The sequence below is a fragment of the Paenibacillus sp. FSL M7-0896 genome, assembly GCF_037975415.1.
GTDB lineage: Bacteria > Bacillota > Bacilli > Paenibacillales > Paenibacillaceae > Paenibacillus_AQ > Paenibacillus_AQ silagei.
Genome location: NZ_CP150250.1, coordinates 6,070,371 through 6,086,074, shown reverse-complemented (window position 1 = coordinate 6,086,074; position 15,704 = coordinate 6,070,371). Strand labels below are relative to the sequence as shown.

Sequence of the window (15,704 nt, the reverse complement as noted above, 5' to 3'; positions counted from 1 at the left end):
GTTAGAGGGCTGCCGGTTCAGACATAGGCACAATAGAGCCGGAAGCTGCCTGGATCAGCCCGGCAGCGGATGACAAGAATGGAGGCGGACCGTGTATAACATAATAGACTACGGAGCGCAGCGGGACAGCGGGTTGCCAGCAACGCAGGCGATTGTAGATGCTATTGCAGCGGCGGACCGTGACGGTGGAGGTACAGTGTATATTCCGGCCGGTACTTTCCTGACAGGCGCGGTTAGGCTACGCAGCAACATTGAGCTGCATCTCAGTCCTGGTGCGGTATTGTCCTTCAGTACCAATCCGGCGGATTATCCTGCCGTGGAATCACGGTGGGAAGGGGTGAAGCGGGAGGTTCATGCCGCCTGCATCAACGGAGCGGGCCTGAGGAATGTCTCGATTACCGGGAGTGGAACCATTGACGGGAATGGAGAACCTTGGTGGAAAAAGCATCGGGACCACCCGGAAGAGCTGGAGTATCCCCGTCCAAGACTGATTGGTTTCGACGATTGCAACCGGGTGACGCTCCGCGATCTGACGCTGGTGAATTCCCCAAGCTGGACGGTGAATCCGATCAATTGCAGCAATGTGATGATCGATAATCTGTCGATTCTGAATCCGGCAGATTCCCCGAATACCGATGGAATCAATCCCGAATCCTGCCGCGATGTGCGTATCAGCAACTGCCATATCGATGTCGGTGATGACTGCATTGCCATTAAGGCAGGCACCGAGGATACTAAGGAGCGGATTCCCTGCGAGAATATCACGATTACGAACTGCGTGATGGTTCACGGCCACGGAGCGGTGGTGCTGGGAAGTGAGATGAGTGGCGATATCCGTAATGTGACGATCAGCAATTGTGTATTTAAGCAGACGGACCGCGGCATCCGCATGAAGTCCCGGCGGGGACGGGGCGGGATTATTGAGGATATCCGGATCAGCAACATTGTGATGGAGGATGTGATCTGTCCCTTCACGCTGAATCTCTATTATTTCTGCGGACCCCGGGACAAGGAGAAATACGTCTGGGACAAGAACCCGTATCCGGTGACGGAGGAGACCCCACAGTTCCGGCGGATTCATTATGCCAATATTACAGCCCGCAATGTCCATGCGGCGGCGGGATTCCTGTACGGGCTGGCGGAGCAGGCCGTCTCGGAAATCACCTTCACCAACATTGATATCTCGATGGCGGAGCACGCGGTGCCCGGCCAGCCGGATATGATGGCAGGACTTCAGGACATGCAGCGCCGGGGTTTCTTCCTCGGCAATGTCCGCGAGGTGCAGTTCCAGCAGGTCACAATTGAGAACCATGACGGCCCGGCCTTTTATGTTGAGAATGGGGAAGAAGTGGAATTCCTGAACTGCCGCTCCAGGAACACGGTCAAGCCGGAGAAGCTGGTGGAGCAGGTTGGTGTGGAGTTGCCAGTGAAGTGAGAATGTAACGCCAATGGGCCGCCGAATTACTGGAGATGAAGTACTCTAAATTCAGCAAGATAGCGGTATGCCAAAGAGCCTGGTCCTGTTAGGGGCCCGGGCTCTTTGGGGATAATAAAAGTTGTACTAGTCATATAAGAAAGCACTAAAGAAATAAACAAAAAGCAAAAGAAGCGGAGGGGAAATTTGGAACTGTAGGAGCGGTAGCGACCGCCTTTGTCACCGGATTTCACTCGCGAACAGCGATATTAATCAAGAAATCTGGGGACAACAGCGGCCGGAAGTCCAAATGTTCACCGCAGTGACGGTGAAGCTTCAAGTTCAAAACTTAAGTGCTTTTTATTCAACTTGAATTTTTAAGGCATAAATAGCGGAACCTTTCTTCCAAGTAGTCATTACTCCATAAATGTAGGTCCCTTTATCATCCGGGATATTAAATTGGTTAGAATCGGTTATATCTTTGAACTTGTATTTACTAAAGTGTTCTCTTATTAGTATGGAATCAGGTGTAGAGTCAAATTGTATATTAATTGTAGATCCGCCAGGAATAATCTCGGGATCTTTCTCCTCCATAGCTTCCCATGGACCTCCGTATAACTCTTTAGCACCCCAACTATACGTACTAATCTCCACAGGGACACTTTCACCGGTCTCCAAAGTAGCGCTCATTTCTGGTAAAGGCATGGGGTTAAATCTACTACACCCAGTGATTATCATTATAAGTGCTAATAATAACTTTCCTATCCTGTTCATAAGCATCCCCTTTTTGGCAGACTATGTAACAGGTATTCTATACTACGATTGCAAAAAAACAAACAAAGTGATAGTTGCATTCTGTACATTTAAAAACAGTGAAAAGGAAGGTTCGCCGCTTCTAAATGTAGTTTGTACAACTAAATCTGCCTGAATGGGGGATAAGGCCGGTATTGGTGGAATTTAGGTGTACGAAATACAACTAAACATATCATCGGAGGAATATCAGGTGATTTAGATGTACGGAGTGCAATTAAGTCCTAATTAAGTCCTAAATTTAGTCCTCCACTTGTACCTTAATCGGGTACGGCAGCCCCCCACCGCCAGTATGCAATTAGTTACAGTATTCGTTACATCCGCCGCCGCAGATCCTTCGGCTTCAGTCCGTTCTCCCTGGCTGTGCGGTGCCAGAAGGAACGGGTGGAATAGAATTTCCAGGCAAAGCGGGGGAAGTTCGGGCTGAAGAGCAGGGATTCCCCGGCGCTTCTGGACTGGATGCTCTCGGCCAGGCTATGCATGGCACGGCCCAGATTCTTCAGCGGCCCCCGGCCCAGAGGAACCTTATCCAGGGAGCCCAGCATTTCCCCGGCGCCTTGGCCTATGACTTGCCCGAAGTGAACACCGGCGCGCGCGCACCAATTCTTAAGGATCTCCACCGCAATGTGGTTCTGCTGTCCCTCGTAGAAGCCGTTGTTAATCAGCGCATAGACGTAAATCTCCCGTTCGCGCTCGGTCTTCAAATATCCTTCCAGGGTAACCAGCAGCTGGAACAAGTGTGACGGAATTCCGTCATAATACAGGGGGAAGGCCAGAACCAGCACATCCATGCGGCATAGCTCGCTGTATTCTTCAGGAGTGAGCGGTCTTTTATTCGGCGTATAGGGGTGCAGTTCGTTCCCGTCCGCAATCAGCGGCTCCAGCATGGACAGCAGTATGCCCGAGTTGCTGCCGTTTGGCTTGGGGCTGCCGTTAATCAGCGCGATGTTCATTGGAGGGCCTCCTTAATGTGCTGCGGGCTGGTGTGGAAATAGACATTGTTCTCTGACGAATACAGATTCAGGCCGTTTGCCGCGACCAGCATTCGGGCCGTATGCTGCTCACCCTCCGTAAGGTCACTGCCATAGAAATGTACGGATAATTTGAACTGGTGCTTATAGCGGGGCCGGTGATGTGTCTCCCCGTGTGTGGTGACAAAATAGGGCAGCATGTAGGAGAGGCTCCGGTTCAGCACATTCAGCACAAAGGGGCTATAGCTGCCGTACATACATTTACTGATGATCATGAGCTCATCGCTGCGGGAGAACAGCTCGCCCAGATTGTCGTAGCCATCTCTCTTAATGACGCATGTCCCGGGAGTCCGGGTCCAGCAGCCGAAGCAGCCCATGCACGAACGGATCGCACCGCTATCCGAGATGACCGTTACTTCCTCTTGCGCCGTATCCCCCAGCCAGCCCGCGAATTCTTGCTCCTGCAGATCGTGTATGATCGTTCTCAAGACTTCATCTCCCTAAAAGATAGATTTAAGCTCCAGCAGATCGCGCCAGTTGCCCGAATAACGCACTCCGTTATTAGTAAGCAAAGCCGTAATTCCATGCACCATGGACCAGAGTGTAACTAGGTGCTTGGTGAAATCCGACTCCGGCAGCCCGCTGCTGCGGAACACTTCATAGACCGTTGTCCGGAACAGGGCAAATGGCGGGTAGCTGTCAGAATCGTAGTTGTCCAGATCAATGACGATGCCTGAATGGTAGAACAGAAACTGGAAATACTGTGGATGCTCTATGAAAAAATCAATATAGGCCTGCCCCAGCAGAATAATCGTATCAGGGTTCCCCTCCTGGCCTTGAACCGAGGCATGCAGAGTGTCCATAAACTGGCTCGTGACATGCTCCCCCATGGCGGCTACCAGTTCATCTATATTTTTAAAATGGCTGTAGGGGGCGGTATGGCTGACTGCGCATTCGGCGGCTACTTTGCGCAGGGAAAAGCTATTCATGCCGTCCAAGTTAATCAGCCTGATGCCAGCTTCGATCAGCTGGTTGCGTAAATTGCCGCGGTGGTAAGGTTTATCTTTCAAGGTATGCATTCTTCCTTTCATACTTGCCTGTCATCTTAACATTGTAAAGATTGTAGCATGTGTTTGTGATCTTTACAATGTTAAGATGTGATTGCTGCTAGGCGATTCCGGGTATACATTTTGCAAAATAGTCAGGAGCAGGTTATAATTAGTACCAAGTACTAATATCAGATACTAATAAAATCATAAGCTGAGGTGGATCTAATGACAGGTGCAAAAATAACAGCGATCGGATCTTACGTGCCGGCCCGCAGACTTACGAATCAGGATCTGGAGCAGATGGTGGATACCAATGATGAGTGGATTGTGCAGCGGACGGGTATCCGGGAGCGCAGAATCAGCCGCGCGGATGAATATACCAGTGATCTGTGTGCAGCTGCCGTCCGGGATATGATGAAGCGTTATGGCAAAAGTGTGCAGGATGTCGATATGGTGCTTGTGGCGACCAGCACGCCAGACTTCTCTTTTCCATCTGTAGCGTCCATTGTGCAGAATACCCTTGGTATTCCGCTGACTGCGGGAGCGATCGATCTGAGCGCTGCCTGCGCCGGATTCGTATATGCTCTGCATACGGCTCACGCGCTGGTGTCTTCGGGACTGCATCATAAGGTGCTGGTCATCGGTGCAGATACGCTATCCAAGATCACAGATTATACGGACCGCAGTACCTGCATTCTGTTCGGGGATGGAGCAGGGGCTGTGCTGGTGGAGCGCAGCGGGAGCGGGGCGCAGGACGACTTCATGGGATACCATCTCGGGAGTGACGGAAGCGGAGCGCAGCATGTCTATCGCACAGGGCTGGCGGAGAAGGTGAACGGAGTGGAGCTCTCCGGGACAGGGCTGCTGGTGCAAAATGGCCGTGAAGTATTCAAGTGGGCGGTCCGTACGGTTCCGCAGGGAGTACAGCAGGTGCTGAAGAACGCCGGAGCAGATATTGCGGAAGTAGACTGGTTCATCCCGCACAGCGCCAATCTGCGGATGATTGAACCCATCTGTGAACGGCTGAACTATCCTCTGGAGCAGGCATTATACAGTCTTGAAGCCTTCGGTAATACCTCGGCAGCCAGTATTCCGCTTGCGCTGGATCTGGGCATCCGCGAAGGGAAGGTGCGCAGCGGCCAGCAGGTGTTGCTGTACGGTTTCGGTGCGGGTCTTACCCATGCGGGCCAACTGGTCAGACTGTCGCTGGACCCTCAGGTGGCTGAGCCTACTCCGCTGTAATGCGGCCAGGATAGAGAGCATGGACAGGCTAATACGGGGGCCAAGCCGAAAAATGGTCCCCAAAACCAGAAAAACGGTGCCTTGAAGCAGTCCGTTAAATGAGCGATTATAGTATCGAAAGCGTTCTCAGGTAGTTGCGGAATGCAGCCAAGCTATTGTTCTGGGCTGGAGGGGAGGGATTGAAGGGCAGATCCGGGAAAGGCAGAAGTTCAGCGTTACGGCGATCCAGTGGTTTAGGCGTTCAGCGGTTCAAGCGGTTCAGCCCGCTGCCGCAGGATTCACGGACGATCAGCGCCGGTTCAACTACAAATGAGCCGCCTTCAGACTGGTTATTGATGAGATCGAACAGCATATGGGCGGCGAGCACACCCAGGCGTTCCTTGTTCTGGCGGATGGTAGTCAGCGTAGGGCTGGTATACTGGCAGGCCTCGATATCGTCACAACCGATGATGGCTACATCCTCAGGAACACGCAGACCCTGCTCCTTCAAGGCGCGGACTGCGCCGAGGGCGAGGAGATCGGAGGCGGCGAAGACCGCTTTTGGCAAATCTCCCGATTCAATTAACGAGTTCATTGCTGCATACCCGCTGGGCTCGAAGAAATCATCACCATGCACGAACCACTTAGGATTCATGACCAGGCCGAAGCCGGCAATGGCTCTGACATACCCTGCTTCGCGCCGGTTGGAGATATCCGAATCCGCTCTGCTGCCTATGAAACCAAGCTCCCGGTGTCCGAGCAGGTAGAAATGCTCCACCACTTTGGAAGCAATCTGGTAATTGTCTGACATGACATAGCCGGATTTCCTGCCGGTCAGCTCCAGGTCAACGCCGATGCAGGGAATATGGCTCCGGTCGAGTTCCTGTATCGCAGGCTCCATCTGTTCTCCCGAGATAATGACACAGCCGTCCACATGGAAATGCAGGCAACGCGAGTAGTAATCGCCGCTGTTAATGAACTTCTCATTCGAGAAGAAAATCAGATCATACCCCAGAACCCCCATCTGCTTCTTGAACGAATTCAGCACCTCAACAAAAAAAGGATGGGTAAATTCCACATTTAGCTCACCGGCAAAAATAACCCCGATCAGATTCGATTTCTTGGTAGCTAGCGTCTTGGCGGAGCTTGAGGGGGTATATCCGGTTTGTTCGATGATTTCGAGCACTCTTCGTTTCGTTTTTTCGGAAACATCGCTGTAATTATTCATGATTTTGGAGACAGTCGATACAGAGACCCCGGCCATTTCGGCGATTTTTTTGATATTCATTTGCATGGCTATGCTCACCCCCGCTTCATAGTTATAACAGGGCCAAAAGACGGGTATGCCAGGGTTTATCAAGGCTACTGACCGTTCACTTGGACACTCTCTGCTGTCAAACAGCAGTCCTTTCTAGAGTCTATTCAACTTGCCGAAACAAGTCAAAGGTTAATTGCGTTTAGAGGAATGGCACGGAGAAAATCGAAACCGATTTCGGTCAGGGTGCCTGAGGGTACTTTAGATTGAGCTGAGAGCAACTTGAAGGCAGCGGGGCGATGGAAATGCGGTAAGAGGAGACTCTAATCCTGAGGAGGCATACACGGAATGAAAAGAAATATATCAGCGTTGTTAGCGGCCGCTGTCATCGTTACGGGACTTCTATCGCCGCTGGGCAGCGGCGGGGCTGAGGCGAAGTCTGTTCAGGGCAGACTGACAGCGTCTGCGGAGACCACAGCCGCCTTGCAGAGCGGGAGCTTGGCTGCTAATGATTTGAAAGCGTTTACCGATGTAAAAGAGGGCAGCTGGGCGGCACATGCGGTGCAGCGCTGGAGCCGCAGCGGGGTGATCTCCGGCTACGGGGACGGCAGCTTCCGGCCGGAGCAGCAGGTCACCCGGGCAGAATTCACGGCAATCGTCAACCGTATATTCGGCTATAAGGATATGGCGGCTGTGCTTCCGGCGGATATCCCGGCGGCGGCCTGGTACAAGGACGATATCGCCAAAGCGGTAGCAGCGGGGTATCTGAGTGTAGACGCACATCAGCGAATCGAACCTGCGGCTCCGTTGAAACGCGGGGAGGCGGTCCTTGCGCTTCAGCGGATACTGAGGCTGGAGACTGAGCGTCAAGCCAAGGGCATGTACAGCGACCTGGCGGGAGCCGATAGTGCAGTTAGCGCTGCGGCGGATGCTTTTACGGCAGCCGGTTATATGCAGGGCTATCCCGGAGGCTTATTCAAGCCGGACGGGAGGATCACCCGTGCCGAGCTGGCGAAGCTGGCGGATACACTGGTGCCGGAGCTGCGCTCCGCCGCCGGGGAAGTGAAGCTGGGCAAGGTGAAGGGCAATGTGGTGCTGAGCCATAAGGATATTACACTGAGGGACACTATCATAGGAGGAAATCTCTATCTTACCGAGGGGATCGGGGAAGGAGTGATCCGGCTTCAGGGGGTGCAGGTTACCGGCACAACCTATATTCGCGGCGGTGGCGGGCAGGGCGTGAGCCTTGCGGACAGCAGCCTTGGGGCCGTGCAGGTGGCGAAGCCGAAGGGCAGTGTCCGCATCGTTGCCAGCGGGACAACATCCGCCGGAACGGTACATCTTGATTCCGGTGCTATCCTTGAAGAGGCTGCGCTTACCGGGGAGGGATTCGCTGGTGTTGTCCTCCTGGCAGGAGAGCGGACGGTCACTCTTATTGGCAATTATGGGGTTGTATCCACCGCTGATGCGGCCGGAGGCAACCTCACGCTGAGCTTGTCAGGCAAGCTATCCAAGCTGATCTGGGGCACTCCCGGCAAGCTGGTGCTGATGAATCAGGCGCAGGTGGCTGAGCTGCTCCTTACAGCCGGTGCCCGGGGCACTACAATTACAGGCAGCGGCAGCTTCGGTACTGTGCTGAATCAGGCCGAGGCTGTAACGGCCGGGGGCATTGCTCTCATGCCAGGCAGCCGCAGCAATCTGAATCTGGCCTCGCCGCAGGCCAGCCAGCCGCCTGTGGCCGCCGGTGGCGGAGAGACAGCGCCGGCTGCGCCGGCTGTCACCCCTTCGCCGGAAGTGACGCCGACTCCGGTGGTTACGCCTACGCCGGAACCGACAGCGGAGCCTACACCGGAACCGACAGCGAAGCCTACGCCGGAGCCAACGGCGAAGCCTACGCCGGAACCAACGGCGAAGCCTACGCCGGAACCGACAGCGACACCGACGCCGACACCGACACCGACGCCGACCAGTGATCCGTGGAGTCTGGTGTGGAATGATGAATTCGATGACAATGTCATTGATCCTGCGAAGTGGACCTATGATCTCGGAGACGGCACCGCTGTCGGGAATCCGGGCTGGGGCAATAATGAGCTGGAATATTACACCAATAATCCGAAGAATGTGAAAGAGCAGGACGGTAAGCTAATCATTACCGCACATAAGGAAGCTGTAGGCGGCAAGCCGTACACTTCCACCAGAATTAAGACCAATGGCTTGTACAGCAAAATGTACGGCAAATTCGAGATCCGGGCGAAAGCTCCGGCTGGCAAGGGGCTGTGGCCGGCGATCTGGATGCTGCCGGAGAATTATGTGTACGGCAATTGGGCGGCCTCCGGGGAGCTGGATATTATGGAAGGCTGGGGCAGCCGTCCGAATGTGGTTGCCGGAACGATCCATTATGGTTCCCAGTGGCCGGATAATGTCTATTCCGGCAAGGAGTATGTATTGCCTGGCAGTTCCACCATTGAAGAGTTCCACACCTACTCCATTGAGTGGGAGCCGGGGGAGATCCGCTGGTATGTGGACGGGGTGCTGTTCTCGACCAAGAATGACTGGTACAGCAAAAGCAGTGGACAGCCGGCTATCAATGCGTATCCGGCACCGTTCAACCAGAAGTTCCACCTGCTGATGAATCTGGCAGTCGGCGGCAACTTTGACGGTAACCCTACGGATGAGACCATATTTCCGAGTTCCATGGAGATTGACTATGTCAGAATCTATGAGCTGACTGGACGCGAATACCGGCAGCCGGTACCGGTGGAGCTGGCGAAGGAACCTTATCTGGAGGGAGCGAAGCCGCCGCTGGCAGACGGGAACTTCATTTATAACAGCGGGTTCACGGAGCAGGTAGAAGGAGATCCCGGGATGGGCATCCCGAATACAGCCCACTGGGTACTCTACACAGATGAAGGCGCAGATGCGGCTCTATCTCTGGAGCAGACAGGCGGCGTGAATCTGCTCAAGGTAAACATCTTGAAGCCGGGCGGCAACTCTTATTCGATCCAGCCGCAGGCGATTGTGTCGCTGGCAAAGGGCAGATTCTACAAGCTAAGCTTCGATGCCAGAACGGATACGGCCCGCGAGCTGACCGCCCGGCTGACAGGCGGCGCACCGCTTGGCTTCCCGTCTTATTCTCCAGCGTTCAAGGCAGGGCTGACCCCGCAGCTTCAGCATTACGAGACGATGTTCCAGATGAAGGAGAGCTCGGACAATGCCGCGCGGATCGAGTTCAATCTGGGGACCAATGCTTCCCCGGTATGGCTTGGCAATGCACGGCTTGAAGAGATCAGCAGCATTCCCTTCGATCATGACAGCGCCAAGGCGCCGCTCGGCAACGGTAACCACCTCTACAACGGCAGCTTTGATCTGGGAGAACCGGACCGGATGAGCTATTGGCATATTGCTGCTTCAGGAGGTGCGGAGGTTACTCCGCGGGTTGAGGCTGACGGCCGCCTGAAGCTGGACATTACAGACGCAGACACCGGCGGCAGCGAGGTTACGCTGCAACAGAAGGGAATCTTCCTGGTGCAAGGCCAGGATTATAAGCTGACCTTCGAGGCCGATAGCTTCTCCGCAAGGACAGCTGTAGTCGAACTGCAAGGCAATGACGGCGTAGTCTATGCTTCGGAGCCGGTTCAGCTGAATGCAGGACATCAGCAGGTTGAAGCGCTGTTCAAGAATCTCGCAGGGGCTACGGATCATCTCGGACAATTCGTACTGCGGCTTGACGGGACAGCAGGAACGGTCTTTCTGGATCAATTCGTGCTGGTACGCACCAGCTCCTATTATGATCCTGATCTGACCTATTACCCGCTCTTGAACGGGGATTTCAGCTTCGGGCTTACGAGCTGGGAGCGGCTGCTGACAGAAGACGGCGGCCAGAGCACTGCCGCTGCGGTGGATGGAGCAGCCAAATTCAGCATTACGAATACCGGCAATCAGGCGTATTCGGTGATGCTTTTCCAGAATAACCTCAAGGCAGCGGCGGGCCTCGATTATGTGGTTGAATTCGATGCCAGTGCCAGCGTGGCCCGGCAGATGAATGTGAAGGCAGAGAATGCGAGCTATTCCCCTTCCATCGATAAGACGGTGGAGCTGACACCAGAGATGAAGCATTACCGGTTCGAATTCCGGCAGGGGGCGAATGATATGCTCTCGCTGAAATTCCTGCTTGGCAAGGTAGGGGGTGTGAGCGTTCCGCAAAGTCATGATATCATCATCGACAATGTGCGATTCGAGATCAAGGACGCCCCGGCGAAGCCGCAGGAGCTGCTCGCAGATTCCACAGCCAACCGGGTATCACAGCCGATTGAGCTGACCTTCATCCCGAAAGCAGAATGGTCCGGGAGCATTAAGTCCGTTAAGGTGAATGGCGTTACGCTTGCGGCGGAGCTGTACCATTTAGGGCCGGGAGCAATCACAATTCAGCCTGCCGCCTTCCCGGCAGAGGGAAGCTATAACATTACCGTGGAAGCCGAAGGATACGTCAATGCTAGTGTGGTTCAGACTATACTGGCGAATGATAACAATCTGGTCGTCAACGGATCATTCACCGGCGGCAGCTCGGGCTGGTCCACCTGGTCCGGCGAAGGTGGAGTCTCGTCCTTCCAAGTGGTGAACGGAGCAGCGGAGGTGCTGATCACGGCGGCCGGGTCACAAGCCTGGCACACCCAGCTCTATCAGGAGAAAATCCCGCTGGAAGCTGGCGCAACCTATGAGCTAAGCTTCAGAGCGAAATCTACCGTTCCCCGGCAGATTATCGTGGAATATAGCGGAACCTCGGCCCAGGGCGCTCAGGCGAAGTTCGACATTACAGCCACATGGGCGACTTACAGCACTCAGTTCAGTGTGACGAACGCCAATCCGCTGAAGCTGAACTATCTGATCGGCGCCACGCTGGGTGAAGATAAAACGGCGAACCATACGGCGCATACGATTTTTTTGGATGATATCGTGCTTAGAAAGGTAACAGACGGACCGGACACCGAGCCTGCCAGCGGCACACTGGATAACGGCACATTCGATGCGCAGCCTGCCCTTAAAGGCTGGACCCAGTACTTCGAGAGCACCGGAAATGCCGCAGTCCAGAATGGGGAGCTTGAGGTGTCGCTGGGCTTCACGGGCTCTGCCAACTACGCCGCTCAGGTAGATTACAGAGATTTGAAGCTGACTCAGGGTAAAAGCTATACCTTAGCCTTCAGCGCCCGTTCGGATATCAACCGGCAGATTGAAGTAGCAGTCGAGCATTTCGGAGGAGATTATACGAAATATTTGCAGACAACCGCCGCTTCATTAACTGGCGAAATGCAGCGCTTCAGCTACACCTTCACCATGAATGGCGGAACGGATGCAGGGGTTCATCTGGTCTTTCTGCTGGGGCTGAATCCCGGAAACAGCGCAGAGACGAATGCCGCTATCGAAGCAGGCAATCATATCTACATCGATGATGTCAGTCTGATCGAGAACCCGTAAGCTAACGAAAGAACGCACCATGGCATGTGACAACGGCCGCGATCCTTGAATTCAAGGGTCGCGGCCGTTTTGATACTTATATGGGATCAAATGAAAGTGAAAAACAGCATACATTGTGCTGGCACGCAGGCGCATGGCCCAAATGTATGCGGAAAACAGCATACATTGTGCTGGCACGCAGGCGCATGGCCCAAATGTATGCGGAAAACAGCATACATTGTGCTGGCACGCAGGCGCATGGCCCGAATGTGTGCGGAAAACAACATACATTGTGCTCAAACGCAGGCGATGGCCCGAATGTATGCGGAAAACAACATACATTGTGCTCAAACGTAGGCGATGGCTCAAATGTATGCGAGGCTAGGTTCCCTTGAAGTCTTTGGTAGTTCCATTTCCTGCTTAAACAGTGGAGAGGACGAAACGACCCGCGGAGAAGCGATAGCGGTCGCCTTGGTCTCCGGATTTTCACCGAATAGGGGAATGAAAAAAATTCTTACGAGCACAGCGATTGTAACAACGTTTCGTTCGCGGAGCGTCCTCACCGAGCGCAAACGTCCACAACTCCAAAACAAGGGGTGTCCCTGCCATTTCATGGCTTATGGAACATCCCCTTTTGGGACAGCCTTTTCAGCATGAGCAGAATAGTTTTAACGCCTATAGCTGATATTATTCTTTAGGGATTAATTCAAAGATCTTGCCGGTCTCCAGCGCTTCGATCAGCTTCAGCAGCCAGCGGTAATATTTGATGGCTTCCTCAATCTTGAGCTCGTCGGTGTGGAGCAGGCGCGATAGGTCGGGCTCGTCCGCGTAATCGGTTTGCATCTGCCGGATTTCAGTAAGCGATTTGTTAAGGGCGGTCATATTCCCTTCCACTGCTTTTCTCCATTTAATAGAGAAGTAATCGCTGAAGTTCTGATGCCAGTCGGGAACCACCTCGAACAGATCCTTGCGGGTGCCCTTGCCCCAGACTTTATCGATCATTTTCAAATCAAGCAGTGTACGTACACCAGTACTCATAGAGGTCTTGCTCATGCCCATGGTGCTGCTTAGCTCATCCAGTGTAACCGGGCCCTCATTAAAGTACATGTAACCGTATAAATGCCCGATGGACAGGGTGATGCCGTATAAATCCATATTTTTGCCGATAGAGTCGATGACCCGTTCACGGGCTTTGCTGATTTTTTCTATTTGCTCGGGCAAAAGCCCCTCTAAATCGTTCATGATGTCCCTCCTGAGGAATAGGCTGACATTCTGCATGTCTCTCCTAGTGTATTGTAATCAAATCCCCGGCAAGAAGTAAAGAATTCATCCGGAACGGAATCCGGCGTTAAACAGAGTATTCTATACGTAAAGTACGTAAAGTTAAAACTGTACACTCAATTCTTAGCGAATATGAGCTTTGCGTATTTTTTCGTAAGTCCGTTACACTAGGTCAGTAGCGTTAACCCGAAAGTAAAAGGAGAGAAGGAGGTCAACATGGCAATTATAGAGGTGAAACAGTTAACCAAAGTATTCGGTCATGATGCAGCACGGGCGCTTCCATTATTAGAACAAGGCTGGTCCAAAGAAAAGATCGCCCGGGAAGCCAAGCTGACGGTCGGTGTGAATAAAGCCGAATTCAGCATTGAAGAGGGAGAAATATTTGTCATTATGGGATTGTCGGGCAGTGGTAAATCCACGCTCGTCCGTCTGTTGAACCGGCTGATTGAGCCTACCGGAGGACAGGTGCTGTTCAAGGGTAAGGATGTTGTCAAGATGAATCCGGAGCAGCTTCGGGAATTCCGGCGGAAGAATATCGGCATGGTCTTTCAAAAGTTCGCGCTGTTCCCGCACCGCAGTGTGCTGGCTAACGCAGAATACGGACTGGAAGTCCAGGGCGTGGAGAAAAGCAAACGAACCCGGCTGGCCATGGAGGCTCTTGAGCTTGTAGGGCTGAAGGGCTGGGAGAACCACCGCCCGGATCAGCTCAGCGGAGGCATGCAGCAGCGTGTCGGCCTGGCGCGCGGTCTGGCCAATGATCCTGACATTCTGCTGATGGATGAAGCCTTCAGTGCGCTTGATCCGCTGATCCGCAAGGATATGCAGCAGGAATTGCTGGAGCTGCAATCCAGAGTGAAGAAGACGATTGTCTTCATCACGCATGATCTGGATGAAGCGCTGCGGATCGGGGACCGTATTGCCCTGATGAAGGACGGGGTCATTGTCCAGATCGGATCGCCGGAAGAAATTCTGATTCAGCCTGCGAACAAATATGTGGAACGCTTCGTGGAGGATGTGGATCTGTCCAAAGTATTGACCGCTTCCCATGTGATGCGCCAGCCGGAGATGATCCGCCCGGAACGTGGTCCCCGGGTAGCCCTGCAGCTCATGCGGGACAGCGGGGTCTCCAGCCTGTATGTCGCAGATAATGAGATGCGGCTGCAAGGTCTGCTGACAGCGGATAATGCCTCACAGGCCTTGAAGGAGAACCGCAGTATTCTGGATGTGATGCTGCGCGACATTCCCCGGGTTCAGCCGGATACCCTGCTGAATGATCTGTTCGAGCTGATGTCGGAGACGCATCTGCCCGTTGCAGTAGTGGGGGAAGGCGAGAAGCTGAAGGGCATTGTTATCAAAGGGGCCGTGTTGTCTGCCCTGGCCGGTAACGCGGTTCCTGAAGGAGGAATTGGTTCATGAATTTACCTAAAATACCGCTCGGAAAGGGCGTAGAATGGATTGAAAATTGGCTCACGACCTACTTCGGCCCTATATTTGATATCATTCATGCTGTGATTGGCGGAATGGTGAGCGGGATTGATGCGGCGCTGAATTTCCTGCCCGCAATGGTGCTGACCCTTCTGATCGCAGCTCTGGCCTACTGGATCGGCAAATGGCGGATGGCGCTGTTTGCGGTGGTCGGACTGCTCCTGATTGACAATCTTGGATTGTGGGGGCCGTCGATGCAGTCGCTGGCCCTGGTACTGACAGCCTCTCTGCTGGCTGTAGTGATCGGGGTTCCTCTCGGAGTGCTGTGTGCACAGAGCCGGACTTTCCAGAACATTGCCACCCCTATCTTAGACTTCATGCAGACGATGCCGGCGTTCGTATATCTGCTTCCAGCCGTGTCGTTCTTCTCGCTGGGCGTTGTTCCCGGCGTCATTGCTTCTATTATATTTGCGATTCCGCCAACGATCCGGTTAACGAACCTGGGGATTCGCCAGGTCTCACCGGAGCTGGTGGAAGCGGCGGATGCCTTCGGTTCAACCGCAGGGCAGAAGCTGTTCAAGCTGCAATTGCCGATCGCGCTCCCGACTATTATGGCCGGGATTAACCAGACGATTATGCTCTCGCTGTCTATGGTTGTCATCTCGTCCATGATCGGTGCCCAGGGTGTAGGTGCCTATGTATACCGTGCAGTATCACAGGCGAAGACGGGTGCGGGCTTCGAGGCGGGGATTGCGATTGTTATTATTGCCATCCTGCTGGATCGTCTGACCCAGAAGCTCTTCAAATCCAAACCACAAGAATAGGAG

Annotated in this window: 11 protein-coding genes; 5 read left to right on the top strand and 6 right to left on the bottom strand. The window is 53.7% G+C overall.

The genetic code is table 11. From position 1 onward, the window contains the following. Positions 1–91 precede the first annotated feature (91 nt). The gene (locus tag MKY12_RS26175) at positions 92–1,435 is read left to right on the top strand and encodes a glycoside hydrolase family 28 protein (protein WP_339311518.1); all 1,344 of its coding nucleotides are present in this window, start codon (positions 92–94) and stop codon (positions 1,433–1,435) included. 339 nt (positions 1,436–1,774) lie between these two features. Here the strand turns inward: MKY12_RS26175 and MKY12_RS26170 are convergent, their stop codons facing one another. The 4 genes from MKY12_RS26170 to MKY12_RS26155 form a co-directional block, all read right to left on the bottom strand. Continuing rightward, entirely contained in the window at positions 1,775–2,188 is a 414-nt protein-coding gene (locus MKY12_RS26170) for a hypothetical protein (protein ID WP_339311517.1), read from the bottom strand. Between the two features lie 350 nt (positions 2,189–2,538). Further along, a complete protein-coding gene (locus tag MKY12_RS26165; RefSeq protein ID WP_339311516.1) occupies positions 2,539–3,177 on the bottom strand; it encodes a hypothetical protein in 639 nt (212 codons plus the stop codon). Further along, on the bottom strand, positions 3,174–3,683 hold the full coding sequence (locus MKY12_RS26160) for a flavoprotein (RefSeq protein ID WP_036732563.1): 510 nt from the start codon (positions 3,681–3,683) through the stop codon (positions 3,174–3,176). The genes MKY12_RS26165 and MKY12_RS26160 overlap by 4 nt, the downstream gene beginning before the upstream one ends. Before the next feature lie 12 nt (positions 3,684–3,695). Beyond that, on the bottom strand, positions 3,696–4,265 hold the full coding sequence (locus MKY12_RS26155; RefSeq protein ID WP_339311515.1) for a TetR/AcrR family transcriptional regulator: 570 nt from the start codon (positions 4,263–4,265) through the stop codon (positions 3,696–3,698). A gap of 204 nt (positions 4,266–4,469) precedes the next feature. Between MKY12_RS26155 and MKY12_RS26150 the strand changes: the two genes are divergently transcribed. Beyond that, positions 4,470–5,486 carry a ketoacyl-ACP synthase III gene (locus MKY12_RS26150; protein WP_339311514.1) on the top strand — a complete coding sequence of 339 codons (1,017 nt, stop codon included), beginning with the start codon at positions 4,470–4,472 and terminating at the stop codon, positions 5,484–5,486. Positions 5,487–5,727: 241 nt separating this feature from the next. Here MKY12_RS26150 and MKY12_RS26145 read toward each other — a convergent pair whose 3' ends face one another. Then, a complete protein-coding gene (locus tag MKY12_RS26145; protein WP_036732636.1) occupies positions 5,728–6,753 on the bottom strand; it encodes a LacI family DNA-binding transcriptional regulator in 1,026 nt (341 codons plus the stop codon). 315 nt (positions 6,754–7,068) lie between these two features. On the opposite strand from MKY12_RS26145, the gene MKY12_RS26140 reads away from it, so the two are divergent. Next, on the top strand, positions 7,069–12,192 hold the full coding sequence (locus MKY12_RS26140) for a carbohydrate binding domain-containing protein (protein WP_339311513.1): 5,124 nt from the start codon (positions 7,069–7,071) through the stop codon (positions 12,190–12,192). A gap of 666 nt (positions 12,193–12,858) precedes the next feature. On the opposite strand, the gene MKY12_RS26135 is transcribed toward MKY12_RS26140, so the two are convergent. Next, entirely contained in the window at positions 12,859–13,413 is a 555-nt protein-coding gene (locus MKY12_RS26135; RefSeq protein ID WP_339311512.1) for a GbsR/MarR family transcriptional regulator, read from the bottom strand. Between the two features lie 255 nt (positions 13,414–13,668). On the opposite strand from MKY12_RS26135, the gene MKY12_RS26130 reads away from it, so the two are divergent. Together MKY12_RS26130 and MKY12_RS26125 are read left to right on the top strand one after the other, a co-directional pair. Continuing rightward, entirely contained in the window at positions 13,669–14,868 is a 1,200-nt protein-coding gene (locus MKY12_RS26130) for a glycine betaine/L-proline ABC transporter ATP-binding protein (protein ID WP_036732571.1), read from the top strand. Further along, entirely contained in the window at positions 14,865–15,701 is an 837-nt protein-coding gene (locus MKY12_RS26125) for a proline/glycine betaine ABC transporter permease (RefSeq protein ID WP_036732574.1), read from the top strand. The genes MKY12_RS26130 and MKY12_RS26125 overlap by 4 nt, the downstream gene beginning before the upstream one ends. Positions 15,702–15,704 lie beyond the last annotated feature (3 nt).

What these genes read in the sequence shown, in the direction of transcription:
- MKY12_RS26170 (WP_339311517.1), bottom strand. Translation starts at nt 2,188, where the DNA reads ATGAACAGGATAGGAAAGTTATTATTAGCACTTATAATGATAATCACT.
- MKY12_RS26165 (WP_339311516.1), bottom strand. Translation starts at nt 3,177, where the DNA reads ATGAACATCGCGCTGATTAACGGCAGCCCCAAGCCAAACGGCAGCAAC.
- MKY12_RS26150 (WP_339311514.1), top strand. Translation starts at nt 4,470, where the DNA reads ATGACAGGTGCAAAAATAACAGCGATCGGATCTTACGTGCCGGCCCGC.
- MKY12_RS26145 (WP_036732636.1), bottom strand. Translation starts at nt 6,753, where the DNA reads ATGAATATCAAAAAAATCGCCGAAATGGCCGGGGTCTCTGTATCGACT.
- MKY12_RS26140 (WP_339311513.1), top strand. Translation starts at nt 7,069, where the DNA reads ATGAAAAGAAATATATCAGCGTTGTTAGCGGCCGCTGTCATCGTTACG.
- MKY12_RS26135 (WP_339311512.1), bottom strand. Translation starts at nt 13,413, where the DNA reads ATGAACGATTTAGAGGGGCTTTTGCCCGAGCAAATAGAAAAAATCAGC.
- MKY12_RS26130 (WP_036732571.1), top strand. Translation starts at nt 13,669, where the DNA reads ATGGCAATTATAGAGGTGAAACAGTTAACCAAAGTATTCGGTCATGAT.
- MKY12_RS26125 (WP_036732574.1), top strand. Translation starts at nt 14,865, where the DNA reads ATGAATTTACCTAAAATACCGCTCGGAAAGGGCGTAGAATGGATTGAA.